This window comes from Afipia sp. GW821-FHT04G03 (assembly GCF_059419985.1).
Genome location: NZ_JBWKSV010000003.1, coordinates 250,541 through 266,469, shown reverse-complemented (window position 1 = coordinate 266,469; position 15,929 = coordinate 250,541). Strand labels below are relative to the sequence as shown.

Below are 15,929 nucleotides of genomic sequence, written 5' to 3'. Positions count from 1 at the left end.
CGAATGGTTCCTTGCTTCTCGGCACTATACAGCGCGTCTCATGACATGGCGCAAGCCGCTTGCTGCTCCGGCCAAAGCTCTTACTGCTCCGGCAGCGTGCCCATGTACTTGCACAGCACGCTCAGCATCACCTCGTCAGCGCCGCCGCCGATGGAGGTCAGCCGCCGGTCGCGGTAAGCGCGGCTGACGCGGGTTTCATTCATGAAGCCCATGCCGCCCCAGTATTGCAGGCAGGCGTCGGGAATCTCCCGGCCCAGACGGCCAGCCTTCAGTTTACCCATGGTCGCCAGCGGGGTCACGTCGTTGCCGCTGATGTATTCCTCGCAGGCGCGATAGAGCAGGGAGCGCAACAACTCTATCTCGGTTTTCAGTTCGGCGAGCCGGAAGTGGATCACCTGATTGTCGAGCAGAGGCTTGCCGAACGCCTTGCGGGCGCGGGTATAATCGATAGTCTCGTCGATGGTCTTCTCGTGAGACTTCAGGCACGCCGCCACCGCCCACAGCCGTTCCTCCTGGAATTGCAGCATCTGATAGGTGAAGCCCTTGCCTTCCTCGCCGATGCGGTTGCGCTTCGGCACGCGCACGTCGGTGAATTTGATTTCCGCCGTGTCCGAACAATGCATCCCGAGCTTGTCGAGCTTGCGCAGAACCTCCACGCCTTTGGTCTTCATCGGCAGGCAGATCAGCGACTTGTTGCGGTGGACCGGACCATCGCCGGTGTTGGCGAGAAGGCACATCCAGTCGGCCTGTGTGCCGTTGGTGATCCACATCTTGCCGCCGTTGATAATGTAGTCGTCTCCGTCGGAGCGCGCGGTGGTCTTGATCGACGCCACATCCGAGCCCGCGCCGGGCTCCGACACGCCGATACACGCTACAAAGTCACCCGCGATGGAGGGCGCGAGAAATTCGCGCTTCATCTCGTCGGAGCCGAAGCGCGCCAGCGCCGGTGTCGCCATATCGGTCTGCACGCCGATCGACATGCCGACGCCGCCCGCGTTGATCGCGCCGAGTTCTTCCGCCATCACCATGCCGTAGCTGTAATCGAGACCCGCGCCGCCATATTCCACGGGCTTGCACAATCCGAGCAGGCCGAGGTCACCCATCTTCTTGAACACCTGATGCGCCGGATAGATTGCGTCGCGCTCCCATTCGTCGACGAACGGATTGATCTCGTTCTTGATGAACTGCTGCATGGTGCGGCGGATGGCGTCGTGCTCCTGCGTGAACTGCATTGCGTTTCCCGGTTCTTCTTGTGATTGCCTAGAGTCCCATCTGGCGGCTCGCCAGATCCTTCATGATTTCCTCGGTGCCGCCGCCGATGGCGTTGACCTTCACCTCGCGATAGATGCGTTCGACCTTGGGGCCGCGCATGTAGCCAGCGCCGCCGAAAATCTGCACCGCTTCGGAGGCGCAGTACGCCAGCGTCTGCGTCGCCTGGTTTTTGCACATGCAGACTTCAGCCACGGGATTATCGCCTTGCTCCAGCCGCCAGATCAGCAGTTCCAGCATCGCCTGCGTTGCGGCCACGCGCTGCGCCATGTCGACGATCTTGTGCCGGATGACCTGATGATCGGCGAGCCGCTTGCCGAAGGTTTTACGCTCGCGTGCATAGGCGATGGCTTCCTCGACGCAGACCCGCGCAAAGCCGGTGCAACCAGCCGCAAGGCCAAGCCGTTCGCTGTTGAAGTTCTTCATGATCAGCTTGAAGCCGGAATTTTCGGTGCCGATCAGGTTTTCCGCAGGTACACGACAATCGTCGAAGTAAAGTGTTGCGGTATCGGATGCCCACCAGCCCATTTTCTTGAGCGGCGTGCGTGAGAAACCCGGCGTGTCGCGTTCGATAAGAAGCAGGCTGACACCGCCGGCGCCTTCGCCGCCGGTGCGCACCGCGACGGTGGTATAATCCGCGCGCATGCCCGAGGTTATGAAGGTCTTCTCGCCCTTGACCACATAGTGGCCGCCGTCGCGCCGCGCAGTGGTGCGCAGGTTGGCCACGTCGGAGCCGCCACCGGGCTCGGTGATCGCGAGCGCGGAGATTTTCCGGCCCGCCAGAATGTCGGGCAGCACGCGCGCTTTCAGTTCGTCTGATCCGCCATAGACGATCGGCGGTGCGCCGATGGTGTGGCTCTTGAGGCTGGCGCTGACGCCGCCGGCGCCTGCACGGGCCAGTTCCTGTGCGGCGATCATGGACATGAAGCGGTCGCAGGGGACGCCGCCGTATTCCTCTGGGAATCCAAGCTGAAGCAGGCCGATGGAGGCCGCTTTCAGATAGAGTTCGCGGGGAAATTCTCCCGCTTCGTCCCATTGCGCTGCAAAAGGCTCGATCTCGGTCGCCACGAAGCGCCGCAACATATCGCGGAACGCAACGTGTTCGGGCGTCAGAAAGGGGCTGGCCGGGGTCTCGGCGAACCGCTCGGGGGCATCCATCTTCATCCTCCATGTAGGAGATTTATGGCCCGTTCCCGCGGCGCAGACTTGCGTTAAGCCGCCATGTCTTCTGAAATTATGTCTTCTGAAATTGTGTCTTCTGAAATTGTGTCTTCTGAAATTATGCGTCCGAATTGTCGCAAGGCCAGCTAGTTTTCACAAGACGTTACCGGGCCCGGCCTCTTACCCTCCGGGCAAATTCGCGACCACCCGAGGGCCATCATGGATAAAGCCGTCGTCACCTGCGCGCTCAACGGCGTGCTGACCAATCCCAAGCAGCATCATGTGCCGGTAACCCCGGAGGAGATGGCGCGGGAGGCGAAGGCCGCGTTCAATGCCGGTGCCTCGGTGATGCACATGCACCTGCGCCAGCAGGAACCCGACAAGGGGCATATGCCGTCATGGGACGTGAACCTGTCGAAGGAAGTCCAGCAGGCGATCCGCGAGGCCTGCCCCGGCGTCATCATCAATCACACCACCGGCGTCAGTGGGCCGAACTATCAGGGCGCGCTCGATTGCGTGCGCGAGACGAGGCCTGAAATGGCCGCCTGCAACGCCGGTTCGCTGAACTATCTGAAGGTCAAGGCCGACGGCTCATGGGCCTGGCCGCCACATGTGTTCGACAACGCGCCGGACAAGATCCAGAAATATCTCGACGTCATGAAGGTAGCGAAGTCGCTCCCGGAATTCGAGTGCTTCGACGTCGGCATCGTGCGTAGCGTGGCGATGTACAAGCAGAACGGAATGTACTCCGGGCCGCTCGAATACAATTTCGTCATGGGCGTCGCGTCGGGAATGCCCGCCGATCCCGATCTGCTGCCGATCCTGCTCAAGCTGAAACTGCCGGACGCCAACTGGAGCGTCACGGCGATTGGCCGCGAGGAGATATGGCCGCTGCATCTGCGCTGCGCCGAACTCGGCGGACATCTGCGCACCGGGCTCGAGGATACGTTCTATCTCGGCGACGGCACCAAGGTGACCTCGAACGGTCAGTTGATCGAGGGCATCGTGGCCTGCGCGCGCAAGGCGGGACGCGAGATCGCGTCGCCGGCCGAGGCGCGGAAAATTCTCAAGCTGAACTAACGACAACCGAAACGGACAAAGAGCCGTGGGTTAAGACAGGGAGGTCTTCATGAGCGATCTGACAGCAACGGGCGGCGTACCCGGCCCCGGACGCATCGGGCGCGTGGCCGTCGGCGATATCCTGCGCCGCGCCGCCAAACGCTTCCCCGACCGCATCGCGCTGACTGACGGCGCGCGGCAGGTGACGTTCACCGAGATCGAGCGCGACGCCAATCGCTTCGCCAACTATCTCGTGGCGCGGGGGCTCAAGCCCGGCGAGAAGATTTCAACGATTTGCAACAATTCGGTGGAGTTCGTCAAAGCGCTGTTCGGCATTCACCGCGCGGGCCTCGTCTGGGTGCCGATCAACACCATGCTCGGCCCCTCGGACATGGATTACATTCTCGACCACGCGGGCGTGCGCTTTGCGCTGATCGACGACATGCTGCACGCGCAGCCGGAGCGGCGCGCGGCGCTGGAAAAACGCGGTGTCGATCTGATCGCCGTCGATCTTGCCGGAAAGGCCAAAGAGCAGGGGCTGGAGAGCTTCAACGACCTGATCGCAGGACAATCGGATATCGAGCCGGAAGTTGAATTCAACGACCGCGATCTGGCGATGATCATCTACACGTCGGGCACGACGTCGCGCCCGAAAGGCGCGATGCACTGTCATCTCGCGGTGGTCATGGCGGCGATGAGCAACGCCATTGAAATGAACCTCGGCCGCAATGACGGCATCACCGGGCAGTTCCCGCTGTTTCACTGCGCCGCTCATGTCCTGCTGCTGACCTATCTCTCGGTCGGCGGCAAGCTCGCGATCATGCGCGGCTTCGATCCGGTAGCCTGCATGGAGGCGGTCCAGCGCGACCGGCTGACGGTGTTTATTGGATTGCCGGCGATGTATCAGGCGATCCTCGATCATCCGCGCCGCAAGGAATTCGATCTGTCGAGCCTGCGGGCCTGTCTCTACACCATGGCGCCGATGCCGCGCCCGCTGCTGGAGCGGTGCGTTGCAGAACTGTGCCCGACATTCATGCAGCCGAGCGGCCAGACCGAAATGTATCCGGCGACGACGATGTCGCAGCCGGATCGGCAGTTGGCGCGCTTCGGCAACTACTGGGGCGAATCGATGATCGTCAACGAAACCGCGATCATGGACGACGACGGCAACCTGCTGCCGGTGGGGCAGGTCGGCGAGATCGTGCATCGTGGGCCGAACGTGATGATGGGGTATTACAAGGACCCTGAAGCCACCGCCGCCGCGCGGAAATTCGGCTGGCATCACACCGGCGACCTCGCGCTGATCGACGAGCATGGCGAGGTGCTGTTCATCGACCGCAAGAAGGACATGATCAAGTCCGGCGGCGAGAACGTCGCCTCGGTGAAGATCGAGGAAACGCTGCTGGCGCATCCGGCGGTGCTAAATGCCGCTGTTGTCGGGTTACCTCACCCGCAATGGGGCGAAGCGGTGGCCGCCTTTATCAAGCTGCGGCCCGGCGCGCAGACCGGCGAAGCCGACATCATCGAGCACTGCCGCAAGTCGCTCGGCGGATTCCAGATCCCGAAGCTGGTGCGGATTCTTGACGAGATGCCGATGACCGCCACCGGCAAGCTGCGCAAGGTCGAACTGCGCCAGAAGTTCGTCGAGCACTTCAATGCGACATCGGCTGCGTGAGAGCAAAACCCATCCATGACCGTCATTGAGAATTCGATTTCCCGCACCGGCGAGACCTATCAGGCCAACCGCGCCGGAATGCTGGCGCAGATCGCGCGGGTCAATGCGGTGGTGGGGCGCACCAGCGCGGCGTCGGAACTGTCAAAGAAAAGGTTTCATGAGCGCGGCCAGTTGCTGCCGCGCGAGCGCATCGCGCTGCTGCTCGATGCGGGTGCGCCGTTTCTCGAACTGTCTGCGCTCGCGGGCTATTGCCTCGATACGCCGGACCCGGAGAAAAGCATTCCGGGCGGTGGGACGATTGCAGGGATCGGATTCGTCTCGGGTGTTCGCTGCATGGTGACCGCCAGCGATTCCGGCATCGAAGCCGGATCGTTGCAGCCGATGGGTCTCGACAAGCGGCTGCGCTCGCAGGAGATCGCGCTGGAGAACAAGCTGCCGTCCGTGCAACTGGTGGAAAGCGCGGGCGCCAATCTCATGCGCTATCGCGTCGAAGATTTCATCCGCGGCGGCACGACCTTCCGCAATCTCGCGCTGCTGTCTGCGGCCGGACTGCCGGTGGTCACCGTTACCCACGGCTCGTCCACGGCGGGAGGCGCATACCAGACAGGGCTCTCCGACTACATCGTGATGGTGCGGGGACGAACGCGCGCGTTTCTGGCCGGGCCGCCGCTGCTCAAGGCGGCGACCGGCGAAATCGCGACGGAAGAAGAACTCGGCGGCGCGGAGATGCACACCAGCATTTCCGGGCTCGGCGATTATCTCGCGGAAGACGACCGCGAGGCACTCGGCATCGCGCGGCAGATCATGGCGGACCTCAACTGGGACCGCGCGCAGCCGGAGAGCGCTGATCCGGTGCGCGAGCCGTTATACGATGCCGAGGAACTGCTCGGCATCATGCCGATGGATCACAAGCGGCCCGTCGATATGAAGCAGGTGATCGCGCGGATTCTGGACGGCTCGGATTTTCTCGAGATCGGCGCGAACTATGGCCCCGCCACGGTCTGCGGCCACGGCCGCATCGACGGCCACGCCATCGGCATCATCACCAACAACGGCCCGCTGGACCCGAACGGCGCCAACAAGGCGACGCATTTTATTCAGGCCTGCTGCCAGTCGCGCACGCCGATCCTGTATCTGAACAACACCACGGGCTACATGGTCGGCAAGGCTTACGAGGAAGCCGGCATGATCAAGCACGGCTCCAAGATGATTCAGGCGGTGACCAACGCCACCGTGCCGCAGATTACGATTTACTGCGGCGCGTCGTTCGGCGCGGGCAATTACGGCATGTGCGGGCGCGGCTTTCATCCGCGCTTCTGCTTTTCGTGGCCCAACGCGAAGACGGCTGTGATGGGCGGCGAGCAGGCGGCCGGCACCATGGCGATTGTCGCGGAGGCCGCTGCCGCCCGGCGCGGCAAGCCGATCGAGCCCGAGAAACTGGAGGCGATGAAGTCACAGATCATCGATGTGTTCGAGAAACAGATGGACGTGTTCGCCACCAGCGGCCGGCTGCTCGACGACGGCGTGATCGATCCGCGCGACACCCGCGCGGTGCTGGCCAATGTGCTGGCGATCTGCCGCGAGGCGGAGCAGCGCAATCCGCAAAAGGTGCAGTTCTCGGTGGCGCGGCCATGAGCAAGCTAACGCCGTTCCGCAAAATCCTCGTCGCCAATCGCGGCGAGATCGCGTTGCGGGTGATGCGCACCGCAAAGCGTCTCGGCTATGAGACCGTTGCGGTCTATTCCACCGCTGACGCCAACGCCCGCCATGTGCGCGAGGCCGATCAGGCGGTGTGGATCGGCGAATCGCAGCCGTCGCAGTCATATCTGCGGATCGATGCCATCGTGGAGGCGGCAAAGGCGAGCGGCGCGGACGCGGTGCATCCGGGTTACGGCTTTCTCGCGGAGAACGCGGAGTTCGCCAAAGCCTGCCGTGAGGTTGGCCTCATCTTCATCGGGCCGTCGCCCGAGGCGATCCACGCCATGGGCAACAAGGCCGGCGCCAAGGACATCATGGAAAAAGCCGGCGTGCCTTGCGTGCCCGGCTATCAGGGCGAGGATCAGAGCGACGGCACGATGCTGACCGCCGCCAAGCGGATCGGCTTTCCGGTGATGATCAAGGCGGTCGCCGGCGGCGGCGGACGCGGGATGCGTCTCGTGCCGGACGACAAGGCGTTTCTCGAGTTTTTGCGCGCCGCGCGCTCGGAGGCGCAAAATGCGTTCGGCGATCCGAACGTCATTCTCGAACGCGCCATCGTGCAGCCACGTCATATCGAGATTCAGGTGTTCGGTGATCGTCACGGCAACGCGATCCATCTCGGCGAGCGCGATTGCTCGGTGCAGCGGCGGCATCAGAAGCTGATCGAGGAAGCGCCATCGCCTGCGGTCTCGTCTGAGTTGCGCGCGCGGATGGGCGCGACCGCCGTCGCAGCTGTGAAGGCGATTGGGTATGAAGGCGCAGGCACGCTGGAATTCCTGCTCGATGCTGCGGGCAACTACTATTTCATGGAAATGAATACGCGGTTGCAGGTGGAGCATCCGGTGACGGAAGCCATCACCGGCCTCGATCTGGTCGAACTTCAGTTGCGCGTGGCGGGTGGCGAGCCGCTGCCGCTGACGCAGGATCAGGTGACGTTCTCCGGCCACGCCATCGAGGTGCGGCTGTGCGCGGAGGATGCCGCGCATGGTTTCATGCCGCAGTCGGGCCGCACGTTGCGCTGGCTCGCGCCGCGGGAATTGCGCGTTGAGGATGCGCTGGAGTCCGGCAGCGAGATTCCGCCGTTCTACGATTCGATGATTGCAAAAATCATCAGCCATGGCGCGACACGCGACGAAGCGCGGCGCAAGCTGGCGGCAGGTCTGGCGCAGATGACGGCGCTCGGCGTCACCACCAATCAGGCGTTCCTCGCGCGGTGTCTCGACCATCCGGCCTTCGCGGCGGGGCAGGCCACCACGGCATTCATCGCCGAGCATTCGGCCGACCTGCTCGCGGCAAAGGAGGATGACGGACTGCACGCGGCGGTGGCGGCGCTGCTGGTTCATGTGTCGGCCATCGGGCCGGTTCACACGCAGCAGCGTCTGGGTCTGGCGCATGGCTACCCGATTCCGCTGCGGCTCGACCTCGACGGCCATATCATCGAGCCGGCCGTGCGGCGCGAGCGCGGCGATGTGTTCCGGATTGGTCTCGCGGAGCGCGAACACGCCCTGACGCTGAGATCGGTCGATGGCGGCGCGATCCATTTCGCCTGCGACGGCATTCTCGCCTCGGCGGACGTCGTTCGCGACGGAGCGAGCGTGTTTTTCAAATTTGCCGGAGTTACCTCGCATGTGCGCGACCTGTCCCATGCCGCCGTGCTGAAAGCCGGCGATGCGGGATCGGACGGCAAGCTACGCGCCTCCATGAACGGGCGCGTGGTCTCGGTGCTGGCCAGGGCTGGGGATGCCGTCGCGGCCGGCGCGCCGATTATCGTGCTGGAAGCCATGAAGATGCAGCATGTTCACGCAGCCCCGGTATCGGGTAGACTGGTGAGCCTGAACGCCATGGAAGGCGATCAGGTCACGACCGGGTTCGTGATTGCCGAGATCGAGGCGGCGCAGGACGCCGCTTGAGGAGAACATAGAATGTCTGACGCAACGGTGCTGCACGAAAAGCGTGGGCACGCCTTCTGGATTACCATCAATCGCCCCGACAAGCGCAACGCGCTGAACGCGTCGGTGCTCGCGGGCATTGTGGACGGCTATCGCCGCGCCCATGAGGACAACGATGTGCGGGTGATCGTGCTGACCGGCACCGGCACCAAGGCGTTCTGTGCCGGTGCGGATCTTCAGCCGGGTGCAGGTTTCGCGTTCGATCTGGCGAAGCCCAATCTGGATTATGCCGACATGCTGCGCACGGCGCAGAATGCGACCAAGCCGACCATCGCCCGGATCAACGGCGTCTGCATGGCCGGCGGCATCGGGCTGCTGTGCATGACCGACATGGCGATTGCGTCCGACGACGTGATTTTCGGATTGCCCGAGGTGAAGGTCGGCGTTTTCCCGATGCAGGTGCTGAGCCTGCTGCAGTCGATCGCGCCGCAGCGGCTGGTGCGCGAATGGTGCATCACCGGCGAGCCGTTCAGTGCGGCGGAAGCGAAGGACGCGGGCTTGCTCAATCACGTCGTGCCCGCCGCCGAACTGGACGCCAAGGTCGAATGGCTGGTGTCACGGATCATCGACAAGTCGCCGACCGCGATCCGGCGCGGCAAGTACGCCATGCGCGCTCTTGCGTCGATGTCGTTCGATCAGGGCATCGCCTACACCGAATCGCAGATCGCGATATTGTCGATGACGCAGGACGCGAAAGAGGGCATGGCGGCCTTCGCGGAGAAGCGAAAACCGGTCTGGACCGGCAAATAGCGCGATGGGCAAGGTCTGGATCGAAGCCGCGCTGAACGGTCCCTGGACCCGCGCGAAGCAGCGCGGCATTCCCGTCGCCGTCGAGGAGATTGTCGCGGATGGTATCGCCTGCGCCGAAGCCGGCGCGGCCATCATTCATGCCCATGCCTATGATGTGACGACCGGGCATCAGAAGGACGACTGGGAAATCTACGCGCGCATTATCGAAGGCATTCGCGCGAAGGTGGACGTCATCGTCTATCCGACCATTCCGAGTCCTGCGTTGGGGCAAAGCCAGACGACCGACCGTTTCGGTCACACTGCCGAGCTTGCAAGGCGCGGTCTGATCGAGTGGGCCGTGATCGATCCCGGTTCGGTTCATTTCGCGCGCTTCGATGATCTGGGGCAGGGCGGCGTCTATCAGAATCCGCATGCGGATATTCTGGAAGGAATGCGGATCTCGCGAGCCCACAACGTCCATCCGAGCTACGCGATCTACGAGCCCGGATTCACGCGCCTTGGCGCGGCACTCGCGGCCATCGCGCCGCCGTCGCCAACGCCGATCTATCGCTTCATGTTTTCCGAGGAGTTCGCCTGGGGTTTTCCGCCGCGCGACAAGTATCTCGATGCGCATCTGGACTTGCTGGCGGAGGCGGCGCCCGGCGCGCCGTGGATGATTGCCGGCCTCGGCGTCGATATCACGCCGCTGATCCCGCACACGGTGGCGCGTGGCGGCCATGTCCGCGTCGGTCTCGAAGACATCAACTGGGGATCTACGCAGACCAACGAAGCGCTGGTGAAGGATGCCGCGCGCCGCGTCCGCAACGCGGGCGGTGAGCCCGCAACAACTGCTGAGGTCAGAAGTGCCTTGCGATCGATGGACGCAGTGCGCGGGCGTTCGTCTAAAGAAGCTTAGCGCCCCTTGAACACCGGCTTGCGTTTTTCCATGAACGCTGTGCGGCCTTCCTCGTAGTCCGCGCTCTTGAAGCAGGCCTGAACCACATCGTCGCAGCGCTTCATGTCGCGCTGGCTTTCGTCCTTGCAGGCCTCGCCGACAATGAACTTGATCGAATCCACGGTGAGCGGCGCGTTGCCCGCGATCGTGGCGGCATAGTTCTTCACATAGAACTCGAGTTCCTCGTTTTCGACGATGCGGTTCACAAGGCCCATCTCGACGGCTTCCATGGCCTCGAAAATTCTTGCCGTGAAAAAGATTTCCTTGGTGAAGGACGGCCCGACCACATCCATCAGCCGCTTCACGCCGGGATAGCCGTAGCCGAGGCCGAGCTTGGCGGCGGGCACCGCGAACTTGGCGTCCTCCGAGCAGATGCGCAGGTCGCAGCAGCTCGCCAGTCCCATGCCGCCGCCGACGCAGAAGCCGCGGATCATCGCAATCGTCGGCTTCGGAAATTCGTGGACGCTGGCATAGGCGGCCTCGACGGCCTCATTATACTTCTTCACGCCTTCCTCGGAGGACCGCTCGTCACCGAACTTCGAAATGTCCGCGCCCGCGACGAACGCCTTGTCGCCCGCGCCGGCCAGCACGACCACGCGGATGCTGTCGTCCTTCGCGTACTCGTTCATCAGCCGGGTGCAGGCTTCCCACATCTCCAGCGACATCGCGTTGCGGCGCTCGGGATTGTTGAAGATCACATAGCCGACGTTGCCGTCCTTGCGGGAGATCACCTTGTCGGTCGAAGCCATACGCACATTCCTTGATTTAAAATTCAGACGACCTTGCTCTGCTGGAGCGAGGCGATCTCCTGTTCACTGAAGCCGAATTCGGCAAGCACGTCGCGGGTCTGTTCACCCGTGAGAGGCGGGCGGGCGGCAAAGCGGCTCGGCGTGCGCGACAGCGTGAACGGCTGGCCGACAAGATGTTTGCCGTTGCCGGGCAACTGCTGCGCGATGCCGAGGTGCTTCACCTGCTCGTCGCTGAACACCTCGTTGATGGCGTAGATCGGGCCGCAAGGCACGCCGGCCTCGTTCAGGATGGTCACCCATTCGTCGGTCGGGCGCTTCATCATGTGTGTTTCAATTTCGGCGTTCAGCGCGTTGCGGTTCTTCGAGCGCAGCGAAATGGTTGCGTAATCGGGATGTGTCACCAACTCGGGTGCGTCGATGGCCTGCGCGAACCGCTCCCAGATGCGCCCGCCCGCGGTGGCAATGTTGATATGGCTGTCGCTGGTCTTGAACACGCCGGTGGGAATGCTGTTCGGGTGATTGTTGCCGGCCTGTTTCGGCACGTCGCCGTCGACCAGCCAGCGCGCGGCCTGAAAGTCGAGCATGAAAATCTGCGCCTGCAACAGCGACGTCTGCACCCATTGGCCTTCGCCGGAGACGTCGCGTTCCAGCAGCGCGGTGAGAACGCCGAGCGCGCAAAAGAGTCCCGCGGTGAGATCGGCGATCGGAATGCCGGCGCGCATCGGGCCTTGTCCCGGCTGGCCGGTGATCGACATCAGCCCGCCCATGCCCTGCGCGATCTGGTCGAAGCCGGGGCGCTTGGCATAAGGACCGTCCTGACCGAAGCCGGAAATGCTGGCATAGACGATGCCCGGATTGATCGCGCGGATGGCAGCGTAATCGATGCCCAGCTTGGTCTTCACGTCGGGCCGGAAGTTCTCGACGATAACGTCGGCCTTCGCGGCGAGGCGCTTGAACACATCGAGACCCTTCGGGTCTTTCAGGTTCAGCGTCATCGCGCGCTTGTTGCGGTGAAGGTTCTGAAAGTCCGGGCCTTCGCGGGGACCGCCGGGCTGCTCGCTGTCGGCGACATCCGACGGCGCATCGATCTTGATGACGTTCGCGCCCCAGTCCGCAAGCTGCCGCACGGCGGTTGGCCCGGAGCGAACCCGGGTCAGGTCCAGCACCGTAAATCGCGACAGGGCGGCCGAGGCGCGCGGAAACGTCATGTCATTCTCCGCGCGGATTATCCGGCGTTGCCGACAAGACCGGCGGCGGCGATGCCGGCCAGCGCGGCGGTCTCGTCGTTGTCGGAGGTGTCGCCGCTGATGCCGATAGCGCCGACCAGCGCGCCGTTCTTGTCATTGATGAGAACGCCGCCGGGCACCGGGATCATCGCTCCGCGCGTCATGGTGCTGATCGCGTCGATGAAATACGGCTGCTCGTTGGCGCGCTTGAAGATCGCGCGCGAGCCCATGCCGAGCGCGAGCGCGCCGTAGGCCTTGCCGTGGGCGATTTCGCTGCGCATCAGGCTGGTGCCGTCTTCCGCCACCACGGTCTTGAGTGCGCCGCGCGCATCGAGAATGACAATTGCCATCGGCTTCAGCTTCATCTCGCGGCACTTGGCCAGCGCGGCATCGGAAATCTTGCGGGCAACGTCGAGGGTCAGGTCAGTCATTATCATGTCCTTGTGAGAGATTGGTGTGCAGGGGCTTTCGCCGCGCCGTTGTCCAGACTTATGGCAAGGACGCGGGCGACGTGCAATGCGCCGCGGTCTGAACCGTCCTTGATTTGATGGCGGCAGGAGGTGCCATCGGCCACGATCAGCGCGTCATCGTCAGCCTTGCGTATAGCGGGCAGCAGGGATGCTTCAGCCATCTCCATGGAGACATCATAAGTGTCCGCGCCGTAGCCGAACGCGCCGGCCATGCCGCAGCAGCTCGATTCGATCTTTTCGACCTTGAGTCCGGGGACGAGCCGCAGGATTTTCTCCACCGGCGCGAAGGCTCCGAACGACTTCTGATGGCAATGGCCGTGAACCAGCGCGCTCTTGTCGATGGCTCCCAGCGGCAGTTGCAGGCGGCCGGCTTCGGCCTCGCGAACCAGAAATTCCTCGAACAGCAGCGCGTGGGCGCCGATGGTCTTCGCGGCGTCGTCCGCGCGCAGCGACAGCAGTTCGTCGCGCAGCGTCAGCAGGCAGCTCGGCTCCAGCCCTACGATGGGCACGCCACGTTGGGCAAAGGGCATCAGCGTTTCGACTACGCGCGCGAGTTCGGCCTTCGCGTTCTCGACCAGTCCAGCCGAGAGGAAGGTGCGGCCGCAGCACAGCGGCCTGCCGCCATCGTTCGCGCGGGGCAGGTGCACGCGGTAGCCGCCATCGACCAGCACGCGCAGCGCAGCGTCGAGGTTTTCACGCTCATAGGCGCGGTTAAAGGTGTCGGCGAACAGCACGACCTCGCGGCCACCTTCCGGGCCAAACGCTTCGCCCGTGGGCGCGAACACGTCGCGCCGGAATTCCGGCAGCGCGCGCGCCGCGCTGATGCCGACCACTTCCTCGAACAGCCAACGCAGGATCTGGCTCTTGTTGCGCAGGTTCGCGAGCCAGGCAAAACGGGAGGCCAAGCCTGCGTAATGCGGCAGATAACCCACCAGCCGGTCGCGCAGCGTGAGGCCATGCTTTGCGACGCGCGCCGCCAGCACCTCGATTTTCATCTTGGCCATGTCGACACCGGTCGGGCATTCGTGGCGGCAGGCCTTGCAGGAGACGCAGAGCTTCATCGTCTCCATCATGGCGTCCGATGACAATGCATCGGGGCCGAGCTGGCCGGAGATCGCCAGCCGCAGCGTATTGGCGCGGCCGCGCGTGACGTCCTTCTCGTTGCGGGTGGCGCGATAGGACGGACACATCACGCCGCCCTCGAGCTTGCGGCACGCGCCGTTGTTGTTGCACATCTCGACCGCGCCCTGGAAACCGCCGGCGGCGCCGGGATAGGCCGACCAATCCATCACCGTTGTGATGTTCTCGATCTTGTAGCCGGGCGCATAACGGAACAGCGAGCGATCATCCATCTTCGGCGGATGCACGATCTTGCCGGGGTTGAGCGTGTTGTCAGGATCGAACCGCTCCTTCACCTCCTCGAAGGCATGAACGATTTTCGGGCCGAACATCTGCGCGTGAAATTCCGAGCGCACGAGGCCGTCGCCGTGTTCGCCGGAATGCGAGCCCTTATACTCGCGCACCATGGCGAAGGTTTCTTCGGCGATGGCGCGCATCGCCCTGACGTCGGTGTCGAGCTTCAGGTTCAGCACCGGGCGCACATGCAGGCAGCCTTCGGACGCATGGGCATACATGGTGCCGCGCGTGCCGTGCTTCTCGAATATCTTGTTCAGGCGCTCGGTGTAGTCTGCGAGGTGCGGCAGCGGCACCGCGCAATCCTCGACGAAGGACACAGGTTTTCCTTCCTGCTTCATCGACATCATGATGTTGAGGCCGGAGGTGCGGAAGTCCGAGATCGCGGCCTGCATCGCGGGATCGGCGACGTCGACCACGCCGCCCCAGCGCTGCTTGAGCTTGTCCCAGCCGAATCCGAGACCGGCCATCACGTCGCCGAGTTGCTGCAGCTTGTGCAGGTTCGCGGCCTGATCGGCTTCCGCGAACTCGACGATCAGCAGCGCATCCGGATCGCCTTTCACCACGGATTCGATGATCGGCCTGAACATCGCGATATCGCGGCCGAGCGCGATCATGGTGCGGTCCACCAGTTCCACCGCGATGGGCTTCAGCTTCACCAGATGCTGGGCTGCGTCCATCGCCTCGTAGAAGCTGCCGAAATGGCAGACGCCGAATACTTTTGGGCCGAGCAGCGGCCACAGCTTGAGTTCGACGCGCGTGGTGAAGGCGAGGGTGCCTTCGGAGCCCACCAGAAGGTGCGCCATGTTGTTGACCGGCTGCGGCGTCAGCGCGTCGAGATTGTAGCCGCCGACGCGGCGCTGCACGTGCGGAAACCGTGCCGCGATCTCGTTCGCTTCGCGCTCGCCGATCGCCAGCATGTCGCGAAACAGGTCGCGGCCCGGCATCTCGGTATTCTGCCGCGCCATGTCGCGCGGCACCTCGCCGAAATGCAGCAGCGTGCCGTCGGCCAGCGCCGCGTCCATCGCAATGGTGTTGTCGCGCATGGTGCCGTAGCGCAGCGAACGCCCGCCGCAGGAATTGTTGCCCGCCATGCCGCCGATAGTGGCGCGCGACGCGGTCGAGACGTCCACCGGAAACCACAGGCCGTACTTTTTAAGCTGCCGGTTGAGATCGTCGAGCACGATGCCGGGTTCGACCACGCAGGTGCGCTTCTCGACATCGAGCGAGATGAGCTTGTTCAGATGCTTCGAGACATCGATGACGATGCCGTCATTGACCGTCTGGCCGCATTGCGAGGTGCCGCCGCCGCGCGGCGTGACGACGCGTCCGTCATCGCGCGCAATCGCCATGGCGCGCAGCGCATCGTCCACGGTGCGGGGCACGACCACGCCGAACGGCTTGATCTGGTAGAACGACGCGTCGGTGGCGTAGCGCCCGAGGTCGAACGGATTGAACAGTACATCGCCGTCGATCTCGCGCGTCAGGCGCGCGGCGAGGGCGCTGTCCTGCGCCGTGGTCTTTCCGGTCGCGGCTTTCTGATGAGCCATTTGTTCCAGATGCCCTAACTCTCGTA

Annotated in this window: 12 protein-coding genes; 6 read left to right on the top strand and 6 right to left on the bottom strand. The window is 63.7% G+C overall.

What is annotated here, in order from left to right; genetic code table 11:
- Positions 1-80: 80 nt before the first annotated feature.
- Together AC07UB_RS15680 and AC07UB_RS15675 are read right to left on the bottom strand one after the other, a co-directional pair.
- Entirely contained in the window at positions 81-1,232 is a 1,152-nt protein-coding gene (locus tag AC07UB_RS15680; RefSeq protein ID WP_492790384.1) for an acyl-CoA dehydrogenase family protein, read from the bottom strand.
- Positions 1,233-1,260: 28 nt separating this feature from the next.
- Positions 1,261-2,427, bottom strand: a complete 1,167-nt coding sequence (locus tag AC07UB_RS15675) for an acyl-CoA dehydrogenase family protein (RefSeq protein WP_492790383.1) — start codon at positions 2,425-2,427, stop codon at positions 1,261-1,263.
- 219 nt (positions 2,428-2,646) lie between these two features.
- Between AC07UB_RS15675 and AC07UB_RS15670 the strand changes: the two genes are divergently transcribed.
- The 6 genes from AC07UB_RS15670 to AC07UB_RS15645 are packed head-to-tail and all read left to right on the top strand — an operon-like array spanning position 2,647 to position 10,456.
- Entirely contained in the window at positions 2,647-3,510 is an 864-nt protein-coding gene (locus AC07UB_RS15670; protein WP_492792667.1) for a beta-keto acid cleavage family enzyme, read from the top strand.
- Between the two features lie 49 nt (positions 3,511-3,559).
- The gene (locus AC07UB_RS15665) at positions 3,560-5,164 is read left to right on the top strand and encodes an AMP-binding protein (RefSeq protein ID WP_492790382.1); all 1,605 of its coding nucleotides are present in this window, start codon (positions 3,560-3,562) and stop codon (positions 5,162-5,164) included.
- A 15-nt stretch (positions 5,165-5,179) separates the two neighbouring features.
- Positions 5,180-6,799 carry an acyl-CoA carboxylase subunit beta gene (locus AC07UB_RS15660; RefSeq protein WP_492790381.1) on the top strand — a complete coding sequence of 540 codons (1,620 nt, stop codon included), beginning with the start codon at positions 5,180-5,182 and terminating at the stop codon, positions 6,797-6,799.
- Positions 6,796-8,772: an acetyl/propionyl/methylcrotonyl-CoA carboxylase subunit alpha gene (locus AC07UB_RS15655; RefSeq protein ID WP_492790380.1), complete on the top strand. Its 1,977-nt coding sequence runs from the start codon at positions 6,796-6,798 to the stop codon at positions 8,770-8,772. The genes AC07UB_RS15660 and AC07UB_RS15655 overlap by 4 nt, the downstream gene beginning before the upstream one ends.
- Before the next feature lie 12 nt (positions 8,773-8,784).
- Positions 8,785-9,561, top strand: a complete 777-nt coding sequence (locus AC07UB_RS15650) for an enoyl-CoA hydratase/isomerase family protein (RefSeq protein WP_494654536.1) — start codon at positions 8,785-8,787, stop codon at positions 9,559-9,561.
- 4 nt (positions 9,562-9,565) lie between these two features.
- On the top strand, positions 9,566-10,456 hold the full coding sequence (locus AC07UB_RS15645; RefSeq protein ID WP_492790378.1) for a beta-keto acid cleavage family enzyme: 891 nt from the start codon (positions 9,566-9,568) through the stop codon (positions 10,454-10,456).
- Here the strand turns inward: AC07UB_RS15645 and AC07UB_RS15640 are convergent.
- From AC07UB_RS15640 to AC07UB_RS15625, 4 genes are read right to left on the bottom strand one after another with little or no spacing between them, the layout of a single operon-like run.
- Positions 10,453-11,244, bottom strand: coding sequence for an enoyl-CoA hydratase (locus tag AC07UB_RS15640; protein ID WP_494654538.1), 792 nt, complete (start codon positions 11,242-11,244; stop codon positions 10,453-10,455). The genes AC07UB_RS15645 and AC07UB_RS15640 overlap by 4 nt on opposite strands.
- Before the next feature lie 23 nt (positions 11,245-11,267).
- Positions 11,268-12,452, bottom strand: coding sequence for a CaiB/BaiF CoA transferase family protein (locus AC07UB_RS15635; protein ID WP_494654540.1), 1,185 nt, complete (start codon positions 12,450-12,452; stop codon positions 11,268-11,270).
- A 17-nt stretch (positions 12,453-12,469) separates the two neighbouring features.
- The gene (locus tag AC07UB_RS15630; protein ID WP_494654542.1) at positions 12,470-12,901 is read right to left on the bottom strand and encodes a GlcG/HbpS family heme-binding protein; all 432 of its coding nucleotides are present in this window, start codon (positions 12,899-12,901) and stop codon (positions 12,470-12,472) included.
- Between the two features lie 2 nt (positions 12,902-12,903).
- Positions 12,904-15,903 carry an FAD-binding and (Fe-S)-binding domain-containing protein gene (locus AC07UB_RS15625; RefSeq protein WP_494654544.1) on the bottom strand — a complete coding sequence of 1,000 codons (3,000 nt, stop codon included), beginning with the start codon at positions 15,901-15,903 and terminating at the stop codon, positions 12,904-12,906.
- Between the last annotated feature and the right edge of the window lie 26 nt (positions 15,904-15,929).